20 protein-coding genes are annotated in these 17371 nt (G+C 30.0%); 19 read left to right on the top strand and 1 reads right to left on the bottom strand.

The window, feature by feature from the left end; genetic code table 11:
• Positions 1-18: 18 nt before the first annotated feature.
• The 9 genes from B3C18_RS22695 (at position 19) to B3C18_RS22655 (ending at position 7804) form a co-directional block, all read left to right on the top strand.
• Complete coding sequence (locus B3C18_RS22695) at positions 19-441, top strand: hypothetical protein (RefSeq protein ID WP_291152249.1); 423 nt, start codon at positions 19-21, stop codon at positions 439-441.
• 3 nt (positions 442-444) lie between these two features.
• The gene (locus B3C18_RS22690) at positions 445-819 is read left to right on the top strand and encodes a hypothetical protein (RefSeq protein WP_291152247.1); all 375 of its coding nucleotides are present in this window, start codon (positions 445-447) and stop codon (positions 817-819) included.
• A gap of 466 nt (positions 820-1285) precedes the next feature.
• Entirely contained in the window at positions 1286-3637 is a 2352-nt protein-coding gene (locus B3C18_RS22685) for a hypothetical protein (protein ID WP_291152244.1), read from the top strand.
• A 490-nt stretch (positions 3638-4127) separates the two neighbouring features.
• On the top strand, positions 4128-4322 hold the full coding sequence (locus B3C18_RS22680; RefSeq protein WP_291152242.1) for a hypothetical protein: 195 nt from the start codon (positions 4128-4130) through the stop codon (positions 4320-4322).
• A 55-nt stretch (positions 4323-4377) separates the two neighbouring features.
• Positions 4378-4848, top strand: a complete 471-nt coding sequence (locus B3C18_RS22675; RefSeq protein ID WP_291152239.1) for a hypothetical protein — start codon at positions 4378-4380, stop codon at positions 4846-4848.
• A 14-nt stretch (positions 4849-4862) separates the two neighbouring features.
• Positions 4863-5420 (top strand): DUF6046 domain-containing protein, encoded by a 558-nt coding sequence (locus B3C18_RS22670; protein WP_291152236.1) that lies wholly within the window; start codon positions 4863-4865, stop codon positions 5418-5420.
• Positions 5413-6711, top strand: a complete 1299-nt coding sequence (locus B3C18_RS22665) for a hypothetical protein (protein ID WP_291152233.1) — start codon at positions 5413-5415, stop codon at positions 6709-6711. Before B3C18_RS22670 ends, B3C18_RS22665 begins: the two co-directional genes overlap by 8 nt.
• A gap of 12 nt (positions 6712-6723) precedes the next feature.
• Positions 6724-7581 (top strand): hypothetical protein, encoded by an 858-nt coding sequence (locus B3C18_RS22660; RefSeq protein ID WP_291152230.1) that lies wholly within the window; start codon positions 6724-6726, stop codon positions 7579-7581.
• 7 nt (positions 7582-7588) lie between these two features.
• Positions 7589-7804, top strand: coding sequence for a hypothetical protein (locus B3C18_RS22655; protein WP_291152228.1), 216 nt, complete (start codon positions 7589-7591; stop codon positions 7802-7804).
• 102 nt (positions 7805-7906) lie between these two features.
• On the opposite strand, the gene B3C18_RS22650 is transcribed toward B3C18_RS22655, so the two are convergent.
• Complete coding sequence (locus B3C18_RS22650) at positions 7907-8701, bottom strand: S24 family peptidase (protein WP_291152226.1); 795 nt, start codon at positions 8699-8701, stop codon at positions 7907-7909.
• Between the two features lie 279 nt (positions 8702-8980).
• Between B3C18_RS22650 and B3C18_RS22645 the strand changes: the two genes are divergently transcribed.
• From B3C18_RS22645 to B3C18_RS22600, 10 genes are all read left to right on the top strand, one after another.
• Complete coding sequence (locus tag B3C18_RS22645) at positions 8981-9553, top strand: hypothetical protein (RefSeq protein ID WP_291152224.1); 573 nt, start codon at positions 8981-8983, stop codon at positions 9551-9553.
• Positions 9554-9607: 54 nt separating this feature from the next.
• The gene (locus B3C18_RS22640; protein WP_291152222.1) at positions 9608-9787 is read left to right on the top strand and encodes a hypothetical protein; all 180 of its coding nucleotides are present in this window, start codon (positions 9608-9610) and stop codon (positions 9785-9787) included.
• 304 nt (positions 9788-10091) lie between these two features.
• Positions 10092-11252, top strand: a complete 1161-nt coding sequence (locus B3C18_RS22635) for a DUF2586 domain-containing protein (RefSeq protein WP_291152220.1) — start codon at positions 10092-10094, stop codon at positions 11250-11252.
• A gap of 127 nt (positions 11253-11379) precedes the next feature.
• Entirely contained in the window at positions 11380-11805 is a 426-nt protein-coding gene (locus B3C18_RS22630; protein WP_291152218.1) for a hypothetical protein, read from the top strand.
• 249 nt (positions 11806-12054) lie between these two features.
• Entirely contained in the window at positions 12055-12399 is a 345-nt protein-coding gene (locus B3C18_RS22625) for a hypothetical protein (RefSeq protein WP_291152216.1), read from the top strand.
• Positions 12400-12438: 39 nt separating this feature from the next.
• Complete coding sequence (locus tag B3C18_RS22620; RefSeq protein WP_291152214.1) at positions 12439-14742, top strand: hypothetical protein; 2304 nt, start codon at positions 12439-12441, stop codon at positions 14740-14742.
• 6 nt (positions 14743-14748) lie between these two features.
• Entirely contained in the window at positions 14749-15363 is a 615-nt protein-coding gene (locus tag B3C18_RS22615; RefSeq protein ID WP_291152212.1) for a hypothetical protein, read from the top strand.
• Positions 15364-15569: 206 nt separating this feature from the next.
• On the top strand, positions 15570-16019 hold the full coding sequence (locus B3C18_RS22610) for a hypothetical protein (protein ID WP_291152210.1): 450 nt from the start codon (positions 15570-15572) through the stop codon (positions 16017-16019).
• A gap of 391 nt (positions 16020-16410) precedes the next feature.
• The gene (locus B3C18_RS22605) at positions 16411-16893 is read left to right on the top strand and encodes a M15 family metallopeptidase (protein WP_291152208.1); all 483 of its coding nucleotides are present in this window, start codon (positions 16411-16413) and stop codon (positions 16891-16893) included.
• An 88-nt stretch (positions 16894-16981) separates the two neighbouring features.
• Positions 16982-17368: a hypothetical protein gene (locus B3C18_RS22600; RefSeq protein WP_291152205.1), complete on the top strand. Its 387-nt coding sequence runs from the start codon at positions 16982-16984 to the stop codon at positions 17366-17368.
• Positions 17369-17371: the final 3 nt, after the last annotated feature.

Here is a 17371-nt window from a genome sequence, read left to right as displayed (position 1 = left end):
TAAATAAAAACAAGCAAAATGGAAAAAGTCACACAACAAATTTCAAATCATCCATCATTTAATGATGTAAATCGCACAATCGAAATCGCTGGAATAAATTTCAATTTTGACACAAGTACTTTTGATTTATATTACCGAATAATCTACTCAAAAGATGATGTAGATATTAGTCAAAATTTTAATCAACAAACGCCTTTATGGAATATCGACAATAATCAGTTAATTATTAAACGTGATGAAAATTTTCAGCCAATTATTAACCCTGAATTCAAAGAGGTTAAAGATGATTTAGGCAATATTATAAACGAATTCGAAAGATATTCTATGATGCCGGCATTTGACTACATCGGTAATATTATTGTGAATTCTACAGCATCATTAGGAGATATTCTAAGAAATTACATCAAAGAAGAAGACAGTTCTTCACGTTTTAATTATTAATTAATGGGAGTATTTTTATACCTACTAGCAGTACTTTTATTTCTTCCACTAACTACATTAAATATAGTTATAGTAGTATGGAAATATACTAGAGTTAAAGGTTTTCTTAAAACTCTTGATCAATATTTTTTTACTGGCGCAATTGGCTTAGATATTTTTGCTAATTACGAATTTCGTACGATGTGGAATTTACTTTTAAGAAAAAAAAACGGCTATGAATTTGGAGCTAAAGGTGAAACAATTTCAAGTGCATTAGGCAAAAACCAGCGTGACGGAACATTATCAAGTATTGGCTGGCTGATTGTATACACCCTTTGGATAATTGACTATCGGTATTGGAAAAAAGGCGGACATTGTATTAATTCTATGTTCTTTTAATTTTTAATAATAGAAAATAAAAGATTCCTTAAATTGTTTATTTAAAAGCATCTAAGATTAAAAAAGAGATAAATTCTTTCATAATCTTAGATGCTTTTTTTTGATGTCTAAACTTAGATTTTTAATTATTAAAAATTTCAACAGTTTGTTGCCTAAGTATCCAAAGTTAGATTGTTTTCTACTGAAACTACCGAAAAACTGAGATCAGATTTTTCATTTTTTGTATCTGTCTAAACTACTTTTACACCCTCAAAATTTAAATAGCACCATTGTTTACATACAATCCTAGAAACCCTCAGCTATTTCCAAAACATTTTTAGTAATCAAATTAAACAAATACCACTATGAAGTATCTATTATCAGGTATGAGAGAAATGCCTAAAATTCCTGACAAGCAAAATTTTAAAAACTCATTAAATCGCTCCCCATTCAAAGGAAAACTTCTTAAACAAATTAATTAAAGAACATGGCTACACAAACATTAAATACGATAAAAAATTGGTTTAAAACTGGTTTAAAACCAACACAAAATCAATTTTGGGATACTTGGGATTCTTTCAGACATAAAAATGAAAAAATCCCAACTACTGAAATTACTGGTATTGACGAATTGCTTGGGGAAATTAGTGCTCAAATACCAAATATAAATGGAAGTCCAAACAGTTTGACCAAAATCGAACTTGATTCAAATAACATCCTAAATTTAGCAGAGTCTAATATTTCTGATACTGGAGAAAAAATAACCATCGATTGTAAAACGGAAATTGATAGTAAGGTTAAAGGAAAAATTGGCTTAAAATTTACCCAGTTAAAGAATGAATTTACTACACACAGTGAAATTGTATTTGATAATGATATAGCTCCAACTGCAGGAATTGACGGAACGGCATATATTGCTTATGGAAATATTGTTAAAAAAGTAAATTTAGATAAAAAAATCACAGACTATTATTCATTTCCAGAAGGGAATTATATTCAAGGTACAATTATAGTAAATCCAAATAATGGGGATTTATACTTGGAATATCTTGATGGAAATTCCAAGTATAATTTAGTTAAATTTGATCATACTGGAGTTTTATCTGTTTTAAGGTCTTCTACTGTAAGTTATTACCACATGGGAATTGACAAAAGTAATAATATATATCTTCGAGAACATGCTTCGCAAAGAATACTAAAAATAAATACCATAACATTAAATACCATTGATTACTACACTGGAGATTTAAAACTCACTCTTTTAGGTTTTGATTTAGAAGCTAATAGTTACTTTTATGATTACGAAACTTATAATTTAATTTATAAATTAAATTCAACAGGTCAAGTATCACATTTTACAACTGTTAATTTTGAAATCCGAACTGGATGTGTTAAACCTGATGGGTCACTATATATAATATCGAATGATTATGATGACAAAAATATTTATTCAATAGATAAATTTGGTACTACAACTTTGTTTACCACATTACCTTACACAGCTTTCTATCCTGTTCTTTTAGAAAACGGCTCTTTATATGTAAACAATAATGATTACTATAATGGTTTGGTTTATAAAATTTCTCCAACAGGAGAGGTGATTCTTTTTGGTACAGCCGGAAGCTCTCCTCGATATATGGCAGTAACTAATTCTGAAATAGTATATGTAAGTAATAGTGCATCATATAATGTTATAAAAATCTCCCCTAATAAAGCTCAAAATTTATTGACTTTAGATGAAGAAGGAAATATTATCTTATATGATAAAGAGATTGCCGCAAAATCTGATTTTAAAACCATTAACGGAGAATCGATTTTAGGGTCTGGTGATATTGAAATATCAAATGGAGATGGAATGCTGGAAATTTCTGTAAATGGATATTTACCTGATTCGGATGGCAATATTACACTACCCTCTGCTTCTGCAACTGTTACAGGATTAGTAAATGACACTTCTCTGCAGGAATTAGGAGGAACAGATAAAATGATCAATGGGATCAGGATTGGAAAAGGAAATGCTAATTATGAGAATAATTTAGTAATAGGAAGAAATGGTTTAGCTTCAATAACAACAGGAAAATATAATGTTGCTATAGGTAATGGTGACGGAGACGTTGAAGGCCCCTTACAATATTTAACAACAGGTAATAATAATACAATGGTTGGCTCTGATGCAGGAGTTAACAATAGTACAGGAGGCAATAATACAGGAATAGGAGCTGCATCATTATTTAGTAATACAACTGGAGTTAATAATACTGCTGTAGGAGCATTCGCTTTAACCAAAAACCAAACATCTCCATATAATGTAGCTATCGGCGATCATTCATTAGCGAAAATGGTCTCTGGCTTAGGTCAATCGACTGCTATTGGGTCATATTGTATGTCTGATGCTACAAGTACAGACAAAAATGCTGCTATTGGTACTTATGCTCTACGTTACAATACATCGGGTTTTTCTAATACCGCTATTGGGCATACCGCTTTAGGTCTAAATACATCTGGTAGTTCAAACACCGCACTTGGTAATTATTCTTTGGGTGCGATCACTACTGGAGCTGGAAATATTGGAGTTGGAAAATCAGCAGGAAGGTATATAACCACAGGAATTAGTAATATCTATATTGGTTCAGAAGGAGTTCCTACTGATGCTGAAGCCAGCGGTATTGTAAATATAGGAAATAGATTTATTGCAAAAGGAACGAAAGTTTCTTTAACTGGGATCCTAAACATAGGAACTACCCCTATTTATGAAAACAATACTACCGCTTTGGCTGGTGGTTTGACAGCCGGTGATGTTTATCGTACATCTACGGGAATACTAATGATTACTTTTTAATTGCCTTTATTATTTTTAAAAAACAATCAAACAGTTCTAATAAACTAAAATTATTTTTTAAAAAGCTATAAATAAAAAGGTTTCTAAAACTTAAACCTTTTATTTTATTTTGTTTTTTAAACTGATACGCCAAAGTCTATTGAAGAATTAAGTACTTCTATAGCTTTGGTGTATTTTATTTCTAAAAAGCTAAAGACCAATTCTCCAAAATTGATTTAAAAGAATTATTAGTCATCAACAAATCGATATTTTCAACAAATACAAAAAGGACTGATTAACAATTACTATCTACTGAAACTATTGAAAACGCGTCGTCAAATTTTCTTCTTTCAGCTTTTTGCATCTTACTTTTACATACTATAATAATCTCTATTAGTTTCCAAAAATATAAGCTCATTATTAAAAACTTACTTTCAGAATATTCCTGGAGGTCAGAACCTCAATTTATCTTCTTCAATACTCATATTAACAATTAAACATTCAACTAATTATGGATTTTACACCAAAAGATTTAGGCGAAACATTTCCTGCAGCAGACATAGGTAATTTAAAAAATCCGTGGAACCAGCAAAAAGACGCAAGTATTATTATAGGAAATTTTAATATCACTCCTCTAAACGTATCTCAAAATAATGAAAACCTAACCGAAGCCATCAAAAAAGAAAGTCAAGATAGTTGTATTTGATTTCTAAACACAAAGTCCTTTTTCTACATCACAAAAAATCTTTAAAAAAATTAAAATGTTAGACAAATCAGCAATCGAAAAATTAAAAGAAAAATATAATACAATACTAAAACTTACTTCTGATGACCAGTTAACCATTACTTACTGCAAGAAACCATCATTTTCAACATTCTTAAATTATCAAAAATTATATAAAGACAATCCACATGAAGCAATCCTTTATTTATTTGAAGAATGTGTGCTCGAAAAAAGGGACTTTGATGATGAATTTATGCTTTCTTCAGGAAACTCTATAATCGCAATGGTTAAAAAAGATAGTGAATTCTCTATAGATTCAACACCTCAAAAAGATGAATTTAAAAAATCGGCAGCTATTATCAGACATGCTTTTCAGGTTGACCCATATCAATTATCAATGGATGAGTTTTATAAATTACTGGAAGAAGCACTTTGGTTGCAAAAACATACCGAGACAAGACTGGAAAACACATTAGTAACAGCTTTTACCAAAACATTCTCAAACTAAAAATATAATAATTTATGAAATTCAATTTTAATGTAAACGAAATTTTAGATGCCAAAGACATTGAGTATAGCGGTATTAATTATAACGAATCCGAATCGAAAGATTTTATTATAGACAAAACTGGAGGTGAATTTAATTTAAGGGTCTTTGCTCCTTTAGTTTTTGAACCACTTGTAAAGAATGACCTCAACCTTGCCAGTTTACGAATAGATGCCGTAACGGTCAATCTTAATCGGTCAAAAATTATAAAAAAAGAAGGAATTGAAGGGAGAGATTCTACCATCAAAGAACACATTACAAATGGTGATTTTAATATTTCTATCGAAGGATTAATCGCTAATGAACAAGGAGACGAATATCCAAAAGAAAAACTTTTTCTCTTAAAACAATTTTTAAATGCGCCATATGCCTTAAGAGTAACACATGCCATTTTAAATCGATTTGGTATTTACGAAATTGTAATAGACTCCTACTCTATTCCATCAATTTCGGGAACAAAAAATATTCAAAAATTTACTGCAAATGCAACATCAGATGAAACTGTAGAACTAATAATTAGAGACAATGCTTAAACTCAATGCCAAAATTAAAGTTTACGAAACAGTAAAACTTATCCCCACTCCTAAGTTTTATGAATTCAATTACGTGAAAAATGTAGATATAAGCTGTTCCTATAAATCTCTTACAGATACAGCTACTATTGTAATGCCGCAAAAAGTCTATACCGATACGAAAGGATTTGATATGAACCTTTTTGCAAACGCAAATGGTAAAGAAAAAACAATTCATGATTTTTTTAAACTTGAAAATTATATCGAAATCTTTTTGGGTTACGATGGTGATTATAAACCCGCATTTAGAGGTTATATAACAGGAGTACAAACAGATGTTAATGCTACAATATCCTGCCAGGATATTATGTATGCTTTTAAAAAAGTAAAAGCTGTAAAAGATGATAATGTCCAAAAACCAAATGATACTTTTAATATTGTAGCAATAAATCCAACAACAAATGTTGACATTTTTAACCCTAAAACATTCTTTGAAAAAAGAATCAAGGAACTAAAATTACCTATTAAAGTTGATGCTCTTGATGAAGAATTAGGAAATGTACTAATTAACCGAAGTCATAGCTTGGCACAGGTTTTTGAGATGTTAAAAGATAAAGGAATTTATACTTATTTTAAAATCGAAAAAACAGCTCCAGTTCTTACCATTACCAATAATCCGCAACAACATACCGCCAGTGAATTAGGTAGTTTTATAGATCGTAATTTTATTAAAAGTCCTTTAGCCGGAACACTTGTAAAAAAATTAATAAATCAGGGACTTAGTCTATTGAGTTCTCAGTTAAATAAAGTTGCTGAATCAGTTTCAGGAGGGTTTTTAGGAAAAGCGCGTTTTAAATTTCGCTACAACATCATAGAAGATAAATTAATAGTTATTAATGAGTCTACTAAAAACACTCGAATTCGAGTTGAAAAATATTTTAAAAACTCAAACACTCCCATTTTTATTGAACTCGGTGATCCAAATGGACAGTTAATAAAAACACATAAACTGCACAGTGACACTGATGAACTGCCTAAAGATCCAGAAGCGTTTGAAAATGAAGCTACAAAAGTGGCTTCAAAATTATACCAATATGCGGCATTAAGAGCAATGGAATCTAAACCAAGCGGCTTTGAAGGTTACTTCCTCACTTTTGGAGAACCTTTTGTACGACCTACAGACAAAGTTATTCTTGAAAACGCCAAAGACAAAGAAAAAAATGGAACTTTTCAGGTAGAAAAAGTAGAACGCAGTTATGGTGAAAACGGCTACAGGCAAAAAATTTATATAGGACGAAGAGTAGAAGTATAATAAAAAAACAATATGGGAAATATAACCGATTTAATAAAAGATGTCGCCAGTAAAAATCAAATTATTGAAACCTTTGCAGCAAAAGTCATTGAGATAAACAAAGAAATAGAATCATTCCACAATACAGAAGATGCTTATACTGTAAACATTATGCGTGCTGACGGTGCTATACTTAAAAATGTACGCTTAAAAGCCTCTATCTTAGATTTAGAACAAGGGATTATCACAATCCCAAAAAAAGACAGCTGGGTTTTGGCTTCAATAATTGATGGAGTTGAGACTAGGGCGTTTATTTCACAGTTTTCAGAGGTCGAACGTAATTTTATTCGTTTTAAAAATGACCAAAACCATTATCTAGAAATAAATACTGATGCAGACAAACTTAAAATTCTTTTTAAAAAACAAGAAAACATCGATAATTTGAATTCGGCACCAGCATATAAAAACATCGCTCAAATAGAATTTAACAGTGATGAGATAAATTCAAACATCAACACAGCATTCTATGATGAAAACGGAAAAGAAATTTCAAAAAACAGTTTCAGCATCCAAGAGCAAAATATCAGCATTAATGAAGGTAAAACAATTTTTAGTTTAAAGGATAGAGAAGCCAAAATAATCATTAGAGATGGTTTTGAAGCTTTAATTTCAGATGTCAAAACTTCATTTGTAAAAGGCAATTTAACTTTTGAAATGGATGACAAATTTAAAATTAATGCCGGAGGAAAAAGTTTAAAATCAAAGTTAGAAGAATTGATCGATGAAATTGGCAAAATTACTGTTACTACACCCGTTGGTCCTTCCGGGCCGCCAATCAACTTAAATAAACTTATTACAATAAAAGCAAATTTAGCAGAACTCTTAAAATAACAAAATTATGGCCTTAAACACGTCCGGCTTAAAAATAGCCATCAAATCTCTTTTAAGTGAGGAAAAAGAAAAGACGGAGAATGCTTCATCTATTGATAATATTGCAGCACAATTAGCCGCAGCTATTGAAGTATTTGTAAAATCAGGAACGGTAACTACTACTGTAACTACAACTGGTAGTGCAACAACGCAAAGTGGAACAGGAACAGGAAGCATTTCTTAAAAAAATCAATTTTTAATCAAATATTAAATACCACTTAATTATTAAATAATTAAGTGGTATTTTTTATAAAATCTCTTATCAATATTCCTTGACAAGTTAATTCTACTTCTTTTTAAAAGCCTCTTCCAGCTCATAATATTTACTTTCAAGAGCATGAAGTTTTTCATAGATATTAATAGGATCCGGCATTTGTCTGGAGGCATACATACTCGCATACCAAACCTCTAGAATATCCTCGGCATAAATTGAATACATTGGGTAATTCCCATCTCTATTGTCAGATTTTAATATCAGTTTACCACTTTCTCTTATTCTGTTTAAGACTCTTTTTACAACAACGCCATCATTTTTACTAACAATAACATAGATTCTACCATCTAAAATATCATCAAAATTATCTACGTATTTTCCAAAAAGATAATCGCCATCGTGTATTGTTGTTGACATCGAATTCCCTTTTATCTCAAAACATCTATAAGTTCCATTTTTTAACATTGGCATACTAAATGAAGGAAGGGTTTCCATATATTCCGGATCAGCATAACCGTCTAAATAACCAGCACGTGCCTTTACCCCAACAAAGTTAATGTTTTCATCTCCATCATCATTAACCGTTATAATTTTTGGTACATTTAAATTCGCTATATTATTTGCTCTATCAACAAAAATATTTTCACTGTTTCCAAAAAAATATTCCGGATTTACATTACAATGCATAATAATACTTTGAAGTAAATCAAAACCAGGCTTTGTTCTTTTTCGTTCTCCGTCAGATTGTAATCTCCCAATCGTAATACTATCTATAGTAGTACTGGTTACTCCTATTAACTTAGCAAATGAGTTATTATTTAATTTCAATTCGTCTATAATACGTTTTATTTTATTATGTATTTCCATATTGAACTACGTTTATTATTATGTAATATGTTTTACTTAAAGAAAAACTTCAAGTATATGTTGCAAAGCTACATAATGTATGACAAATATCATAATTTTTTAATTTTATTTTCAAAATAACTCATTTTCAAGATGTATTATTTTTAATACTTATTAATAAACCTACTTATTCACCATCAAACAATTAAATCATATTACTGAAACTATTGCGTTTTTATATGTAATATGTTTGTAAAATACAAACATATGTTTTAAATTTGCTTAAAAATAACCCAACATATGATTTTAAAAGAATTTTATAACGAGAAAAAAAATGCAATTGAAACTGAGTTTAATTCTACTGCATTAACTGTTCGACTTTTTAGTGATGCAGTTTTTAAAACTTCTATAGAAACTCCTATAGTAATGTTTAAATATGATACTATTTCTTGGGAAACATCCTCTGAAAAAAACTATAAAGCAGATGTGAATTTTTGTACTTATATAGTGCTTCCAATTGGTGTTTCTTCAACAAGTTATGAAGAGGTATTTGAAATTGCATATCATATAGACAAAGCCGTCTTGTCTAACAATAATAACAATTCTCTTATTGATACAAATTCAACATTTAAGATAAGAGAAAAGCAATATAACAATGATAATGTTTATTGGAATAAAAACGATTACTTCATTTGGGAAATCGCCTATAAAACCACATTAGTTGAAAACATTTTAAAAAAGAAATATATTCTTTTTAATAATGGACTAAGTAACCAAGAATTAGAAAAACTGGGATACAATTTAACTTCTGACATAATAGAAATAAATCCAAATCAAGTTGAAGGAAATATAGATCTAAGCACCAATATTTAAGTTGCAAAGCATATAAGCCAATACAAAACACAAACCTATTATTTAAAACTTATTATGAGAAGAAACAGGACACTTTTAGAAAAAAGAAGAGATTATGTAATTAATTATCTAAACCAAAATCAAGCGAAACAAATGAAGGTTGTAGTTGCTGAACTTTCTGATACTTTATTCTTAACAGAACGAACTATTTATACAATCATAAACGAAGGTCTTGCAACGCAAGCTAAGGCATAAAGCACTGAAATTACTGACTTTGCAAATCTTAAATTTTGAAAAAATCAAACCTGAGCCTTAAATTTGTTACTCGCAAAACAACGTAAATTTTTCTCGGTTCGTTAAGCTAAAATTTAATAGAAAACACTTCTTTTTTAAAGAAAGTCTAAAAAAACAAATTCACCTTTTTTGAATTTATAATTACAACTCTTTTCAAGCATTAAATATTTAATCTAACAAGTTTAACAACCTGTTACAGTCACCCTTTTGTCTTTTTTTAATCGTAGACAAAGTAAAATTATAAACAATTAAAAACAATTATATTATGAACACATTAAACAATGTAGTAATTAACAAACTTTCAGGTGGATTAGGTAGAAGAAACCCTGAACAGGATATGACTTCAGGATTACTTTTTGATGGAATCTCAACCGAGAAACTAGAAACAAACAAAGTAGAACGTTTATCTTCATTAGAAGATGCTGAAGCTTTTGGTATTACAGAAGAAAATGATAATGCACAGGTATCTGTTTACTATCAAATTCAGCAATTTTTCAGAATGAATCCTTCTGGTGACTTGTACATCATGAAAACAGAAGGTCCTGCTTATGGAGAAATTGTCCGTAAAGCATTAACTATGCAAGAAAAAGCCAATGGAGATATTCGTCAAATGGCTATTATTTATTCTAGCCAATCATCTTTTGAAGAAACATTAGAAGCAGTTGCAAAAGCACAAACCCAAGCCGATCTTGCTTATCAAAACTTTATGCCTTTTGAAATTATTCTGGAAGGAAAAGGTTTTAATCCTGCGACAGCTTCTTCTTTAGATGGACTTAATGCTGCAAACGTATCTGTTGTAGTTGCTATGGATGCTAAACAAGCTGTTAAATATCCAAATTCTGCTGCTGTTGGATTAGTTTTAGGGGCTTTATCTAAAGCAAAAGTTTCTGAAAACATTGCATGGATCGAAAAATTTAACCTTACTGGCGAAGGTTTTTCTAAACCAGCATTTATTGGTGGAAAAAAGATCGAAACTCTTGGAGATCTAGCTACTTTAAACGATAAAAGATACATTTTCACACAAACGCACACAGGTTTAGCCGGGGTTTATTTTAATGACAGTCACACTTGCACAACAGGAACGTCAGACTTTGCGTATGTTGAAAACAATCGTACTATTAATAAAGCGACTCGTTTATTACGTACTGCTTTACTTCCAAAATTAGCTTCTCCGGTTTTGGTAGATATTGATGGTAAATTACCTCAGTCTGTTTCAAAAAGCTTTGAAGGTCTATGCAGAAGTGCTTTAGAAGGAATGGTTGCTAACCAAGAAGTATCTTCTTTTGATGTTTATGTAGATCCTAAACAGAACATTTTGGCAACTTCAGAATTAAAAGTGAAAGCAGAAATTACTCCAATTGGAACTGCTCGCAAAATTATGGTTGATTTAGGATTCAAAAACCCATTTGGAATCGATAAAGCATAATTTATCAAATTTTCATTTTCAATTAAAAATTCACAAAATCATATCACCAAATTTTATTGCTAAAACATAAGTAACAAAGTGATAGTTCTTGAACGTTATCAAGATATAAAAACAAACAAAACTATATATGAATAAATTACCCTTAATTAACGGACAACAACACAGCTGGTCATCAATTGAAGTAAGTATTGCTGGCAATATTGTTAGCGGTATTACCGCTGTAAATTATAGTGACTCTGTATCTAAAGAAAATCACTACGGTGCCGGAGACATGCCGGTGCATAGAGGAAGAGGAAAATATGAGGCAAAGGCTTCGCTTACTTTATATAACTACGAAGTAGAAGCAATTTTGGCTACGCTACCAAAAGGTCAAAGATTACAGGATATTAATCCTTTCAGCATCATCGTTAGTTATTTAGACGACAGCAACGAAATGATTACGCATACTGTAAGAAACTGCGAGTTCAACTCAAACAGCAGAGGAATTAGTCAGGGAGATACCAAAATTGCGGTTTCTTTTGATTTGATCTGTTCTCATATTGAATGGAATTAATCTTAAAAATACATTCTTAAACTAATACCTGTCTAAAACCGACACAAAAGAGAAAACCAATATTCAAAGCGTTACACAAAAATGGAGTTCATTGAAACATGATTTTTGTATGCAGATATATCTATTAAAGCTCTTAGTTAGTCCGTTTTAGCAGGTTATCTACTTCAGGAGGCTGGCTGTGTATTTTCGGTCTGAAAAAACTCAGTCAGTCTCTATTCCTTTAAGTCCAATCACATAATCACATTCAAAATGGAAATTACAAAATCAAATACTAAAGATGTTCTTGATGGTAATATTACTCAAGCACAGCTAAATCAATGGAAACACAAACATAAAAAAGTAATCAAACTCACGATTGCCGATGATGATGAAACTCCCCTATTTGCCTACTTCAAAGTTCCAGACATTAATATTCGTTCAGCAGTATTACAAGCGTCTAAAATGGATGAATTCAAAGCTCTCGAAGTACTTTTCAAAAATTGTTACCTAGGAGGTGACGGTAAAATCGAACAGGAAGACGATTTACGTCTCAATATTACCACTGCATTCTCAGATCATATACAGCCTAAACCTGTAAAAGTTGAAATTTTGTAATAAAAACATCTTTTCTGTCCTCCAATAAATACTATTATAATGATTGTTAAAAACCACAATATAGAACTTAAAGATACCAGTGCTTCAGAAATGGCTCGCTTCAGGCAGATTATGATTGGCGTTTGGCGTCAACAGATTGAAGATGATAGAAATCATGATGAGATATTTAAAGTACTTAAAGAACAACATGAAGCTGCCAAATCACTTGATGCAAAATATGCTAACAATCCTCATAAACCTGAAGAAATCACACTAAAAGGTAATCGATATATTCTAAACAATAACAATCATTATCAATATACAAATGCGAGTCCTTTAAATGAAGTAGTTGTAACTGCATCAACATCACCTTTAACTTCTATTTTAAATTGGATAAGAAAAAACATAGGTAATAAAACACAAGCATTAAAATTAAATTCCTTACCAGAAAACACTCAATTAAAATTTCTTTCAGGGTCAAAAAAAGGGCATATAATAGACTGTAATCGTTATCAATTTGAAACCATTGCTGATTTAAAAAATATTGAGTTTGCGGTATATTTTAAACCTTTACATACCTATTTTTTAATGGGAATTTTTGATCCTCAAAAAAATCTGGTTTTTAGATTTGAAACCGGCAGCTATGAAGGACTTAAATATTTAGCAGAATTTATAGGTTATAATTCTGAAAATTTTAAAGCCACAATAACTCAGCATTACAAAACAGCCATTGCAGTCGCAGGATCCGATAAAGACAAATTAGATATTATTTATGAGATTATACCAGATTTCATTCTCGCAGCGATTAAAACAAAAGAGCAACTCTTTAAGGATATAGATATTCTTCTAAATCAAAATATTTTTGATCTGGGAGGACGAGATGAAGATCAGGGAATTTTAAATATCTTAAAAGCTTTACACAAACAAGATGGAAAAAAACTATATGAATGGTTAGAACAAAGACCTAAAAAAGTTTTACAAATATATGATTCGGGCAAAAGTATTAGAAAGGAGTTTTTAAAATTAGTTCATCAACTGGCAACCACTTACGGGAAACAAAGTAATACTGAAGTCAATAAAGCATATGTAAGTTCTAAAGATTCTTTTATTTTTAAAGATATCTTTTTAAACACAACAAGATTAGACACCGGTCTAATAAAAGTTTCATCTGTTGAAGGCCTCAACTGGGATAAATTTTGGAAAGATTTCAAAGCAGAGCATAATATATTTGATCCAAAAATAGGCTCAGATCCTATTAAACTGCTAACAATGCCAATTCAATACGGCAACCCAATGCATTTGGCTTCATTAACGACTGCTAGTCAAAAACCAGGAGAATTAATTGAAAAAACAGAAACTATTTTAATGATTCTGCATCTCTCAGAACAAGAAAAAAACAAACAGTTTTGGGAATTAGTAAGTCTTACAACATCAATTATTGGAACAGCATCTGCTTTACGAGTAATTGCTCTTGGAGGAAGTAAATTAGCTGTATCACTGGCTTATTTAGAAGTCACAAAAGAAGCAGTAGAAATGGCAATGCTTAGTGACAAAGTGAAACAAATATTAATTAAAAATGATTTAAAATGGTTAGTAGACAATTGGACTAAAATAAGTATTGCTATAGACATTACCACTTTCGGATTAGAAGGCTTAGTGAATTTGGTTAAAAAAGGTAGAAAAGGAATTAAAGTATTAAAAAACTCAGGTTGTACTACAGAAGCTACTAATCTAGAAAAGAAAGTAAATGAAGGACAAAAAATACTGCATGAATTAAAAGATTCTTTTATTAAACTTGAAACTAAAGTGGCAAAAAATCTTGGGAAAGAATATGATACTTTTGGAAATTTTGAGCAAGTAAAAGCTACTGAAGATGTTATTAGAACTCAAACAAAAGAATTTGGAAGGTTTTTTGATCATGAAGGAGAAGCTTTAAACGAAGTTTTTACTAATAGAGGTGATGGGATTATAAGAATAGATGAAGAATTAATAAAAGCAAAAAAAGCTATTAGAGAAAATGGTGGTAAATTTACTGATTTAGTATTTACACACAATCATTATGGCAATTCTGCGTTAAGTCCTTCAGACATACTTGTGGCAATTAATAATAACTTTCGTGAGGTACGTGCTGTGGGAAGTTCTGGTGTAGATTATAGTTTAAGAAGAATTAAACCTTACCCAGATAAAAGTAAAATCCTTAAAATTCTTGCTAAAGTCGATAATAAAATGAAATTAAAATATCCAGAATTACATTTCACAAAATATATCGATGGAGGCAATAGTGTCGAACGAGCACAGTTTTATGCAGAAACTTTATTAGAGGAGTTTAAAGATTACATAGAATATACTAAATTCATTAAATAAAAAATCATGAAGAATTTACCGAAACTTGACTTTTTATATTTTAATCTGGAACTTACAGAGGAAAACTATTTAAATAGAAGAGAACTTTATTATAACAAAGTAGATTGGGACGAAAGACATTTTGAAAATTATGTGGAAACTTGTTCTTTTGAAGAACTTATTTTTATTATGATACATATATATAGAGATAAATATCCAAGAGAAAAATTTGACTCTTCAATTTCAGTTGACTGGGAAGATCAAAATCTAAAATCCTACACAAACAAGAAAGGAAGAATAATAACTGAAAATAAATTTATTTTTAACGACTTCATTAGAAAAGATGTTATTAATATGAGCTCACAGTTTCATAGCGAAGAATATACCGATGATGAATCTATCGAAAAATATTGGCGAAATGAAAGTTATATGCAAAATCTCTTTCTAGAATTCAATAAAGAAATTCCCCTAGAAATTATTGAAAAAGCCCTCGAAGGAAAAGATTATACAAAAACTAAAAAAGATAGTATACTAATTTATGAAGTACAGAATAGTCCTATTGCTTCGTTAGAAGTTACTAAAAATAGTATAAAATTAAACATCAATGAAGACAAGGTAATTTTATATGTCTCGATTTGGTAAAACATTCTTAATTTACAAAACTTAATTTGAATAAAGAATAATCATGACTGATTTACCTAAACTAGATTTTTTTATATTTTAATCTGGAACGTACAGAACAAAATGATCTAAAAAGTAGACAACTATATTATGACAAATTCGATTGGGATGAAAATAATTTTGATAATTATGTAAGGGAATGTTCTTTTGAAGAATTGGTTTATTTAATGATTTATATTTATAAAGATAAGTATTCAAGAAACATATTTCATTTTGCCATTTCATTAGATGCTAAAGAACAAAACTTACTTTCTTATATTGATAAAAATAGAAGAACAATAAGAGAAAATGAGTATTTTTATGACAATTTCTTAAGAAAAGATGTAATATCTATGAAGACTCAGCATCATGAGGAAGAATATTCAGACGAAGAGGCTATCGAAAAATATTGGAGAGGAGAATCTTATATGCAAAATCTATTCTTAGAATTCAATAGAGAAATTTCACTTCATGTAATAAGTAATGCCTTGGAAGGAAAAGATTTCATTAAAACAGAAAAAGACCATATACTAATCTATGAAGTAAAGAATAGCCCTATATCTTCACTAGAAGTTACTCAAACTAATATAAAACTTAATATTAATCAAGATAAGGTAATATCATATATTCCTATTTGATAATCAAATTAAAAATTAACCTGTTTAATTTAATATTTATAAACCCGTTTTTCCAAACTAGAAAAAACGGGTATTTTTTTGCATTTTTTTTCAATCTCAAATGAATAAAAAAAAATAAAAAAAGATTACTTCACTTACTGAAACTACTGATTTACAAAGTTATAAAATTTTAAAAACAGTGCATTTAGGCATATTTTTACAGTGTAAATAAAATCATCTTTCAATCTCAAAACGAGTTCCTAAAAAGATTTTTTTTAGACCTTATTCCACAAGTTTTTTAATTGTAAAACTCAAAAACACACAAATAATTTTATTGTTCTACAAATACTGTGATTGCTTTTCATACAATCGAGAAAGGCTTTTTATTCTTAAATCATTAATAAACACAAATATGGATCAAACAACAAAAAAACACATTGATTTGCTTCATCCTTCCGTCAGGGAAGAAGTAACTAAAATCATCGAAGAATGCGATCTGGCATTAACCGGAAGAGCAAAAGTTCGTATTACACAAGGTCTCAGAACTTTTCAGGAACAGGAAGATCTTTATGCTTTTGGCAGAACCAAACCAGGAAAAAAAGTAACTAATGCCAAGGGTGGACAATCTATTCACAATTATGGTTTTGCGGTAGACATCTGTTTAATTATCGATGGTAAAACTGCTTCATGGGACACAACAAAAGATTGGGACGACGATAAGATTTCGGATTGGCAGGAATGCGTTGACATTTTCAAAAAACATGGTTGGAACTGGGGCGGAGACTGGAAAACTTTTAAAGATCTTCCTCACTTTGACAAAAAAGGATATGACGACTGGAAACTTCTTAGCCGACTTAAACGCGACAAAAAAAATTATGTAATCTTATACAAATAACAAATGAAGCATTTCAAATTAAAACATTTCGCATTTTTAATTGTTCTTTTTTTTCGCACTTTCATCGTGCAACTCTACCAGAACTGCCTTGTTTGATCAATATTCTTATGAAAAAACAATAGAGCTAAAAGTAGAAACGATTAATTTAATGAATAAGTCCACTACTTCTTATTCTGAAAACAAACAAGAGATTGATAAACTGTTTCTTGATATTGAAAAACTTGTAGAATACGAAAAAAACAAACCTGATAACGAGATCACTTTTCAACTGTGGAAAACACTTAATGATAAAGAAAAAAATCTTGTTGCAGGCTTTTTTAAACACTGGGAAACAAAAGGAATTATATCCAAATCATTTTTAGAAGAATCTAAGATCCAAATTCGAGAAGCCTTTGATTTACTTATTCAATATGAAATTAAAAAAGACAAACAATCAAAAGATGAACTTATTGATCTAATAAACCTTAACTCATAAACC

The sequence above is a fragment of the Flavobacterium sp. UBA7680 genome, from assembly GCF_002482975.1.
GTDB lineage: Bacteria > Bacteroidota > Bacteroidia > Flavobacteriales > Flavobacteriaceae > Flavobacterium.
This window is presented reverse-complemented; position numbering and strand designations above follow the sequence as displayed.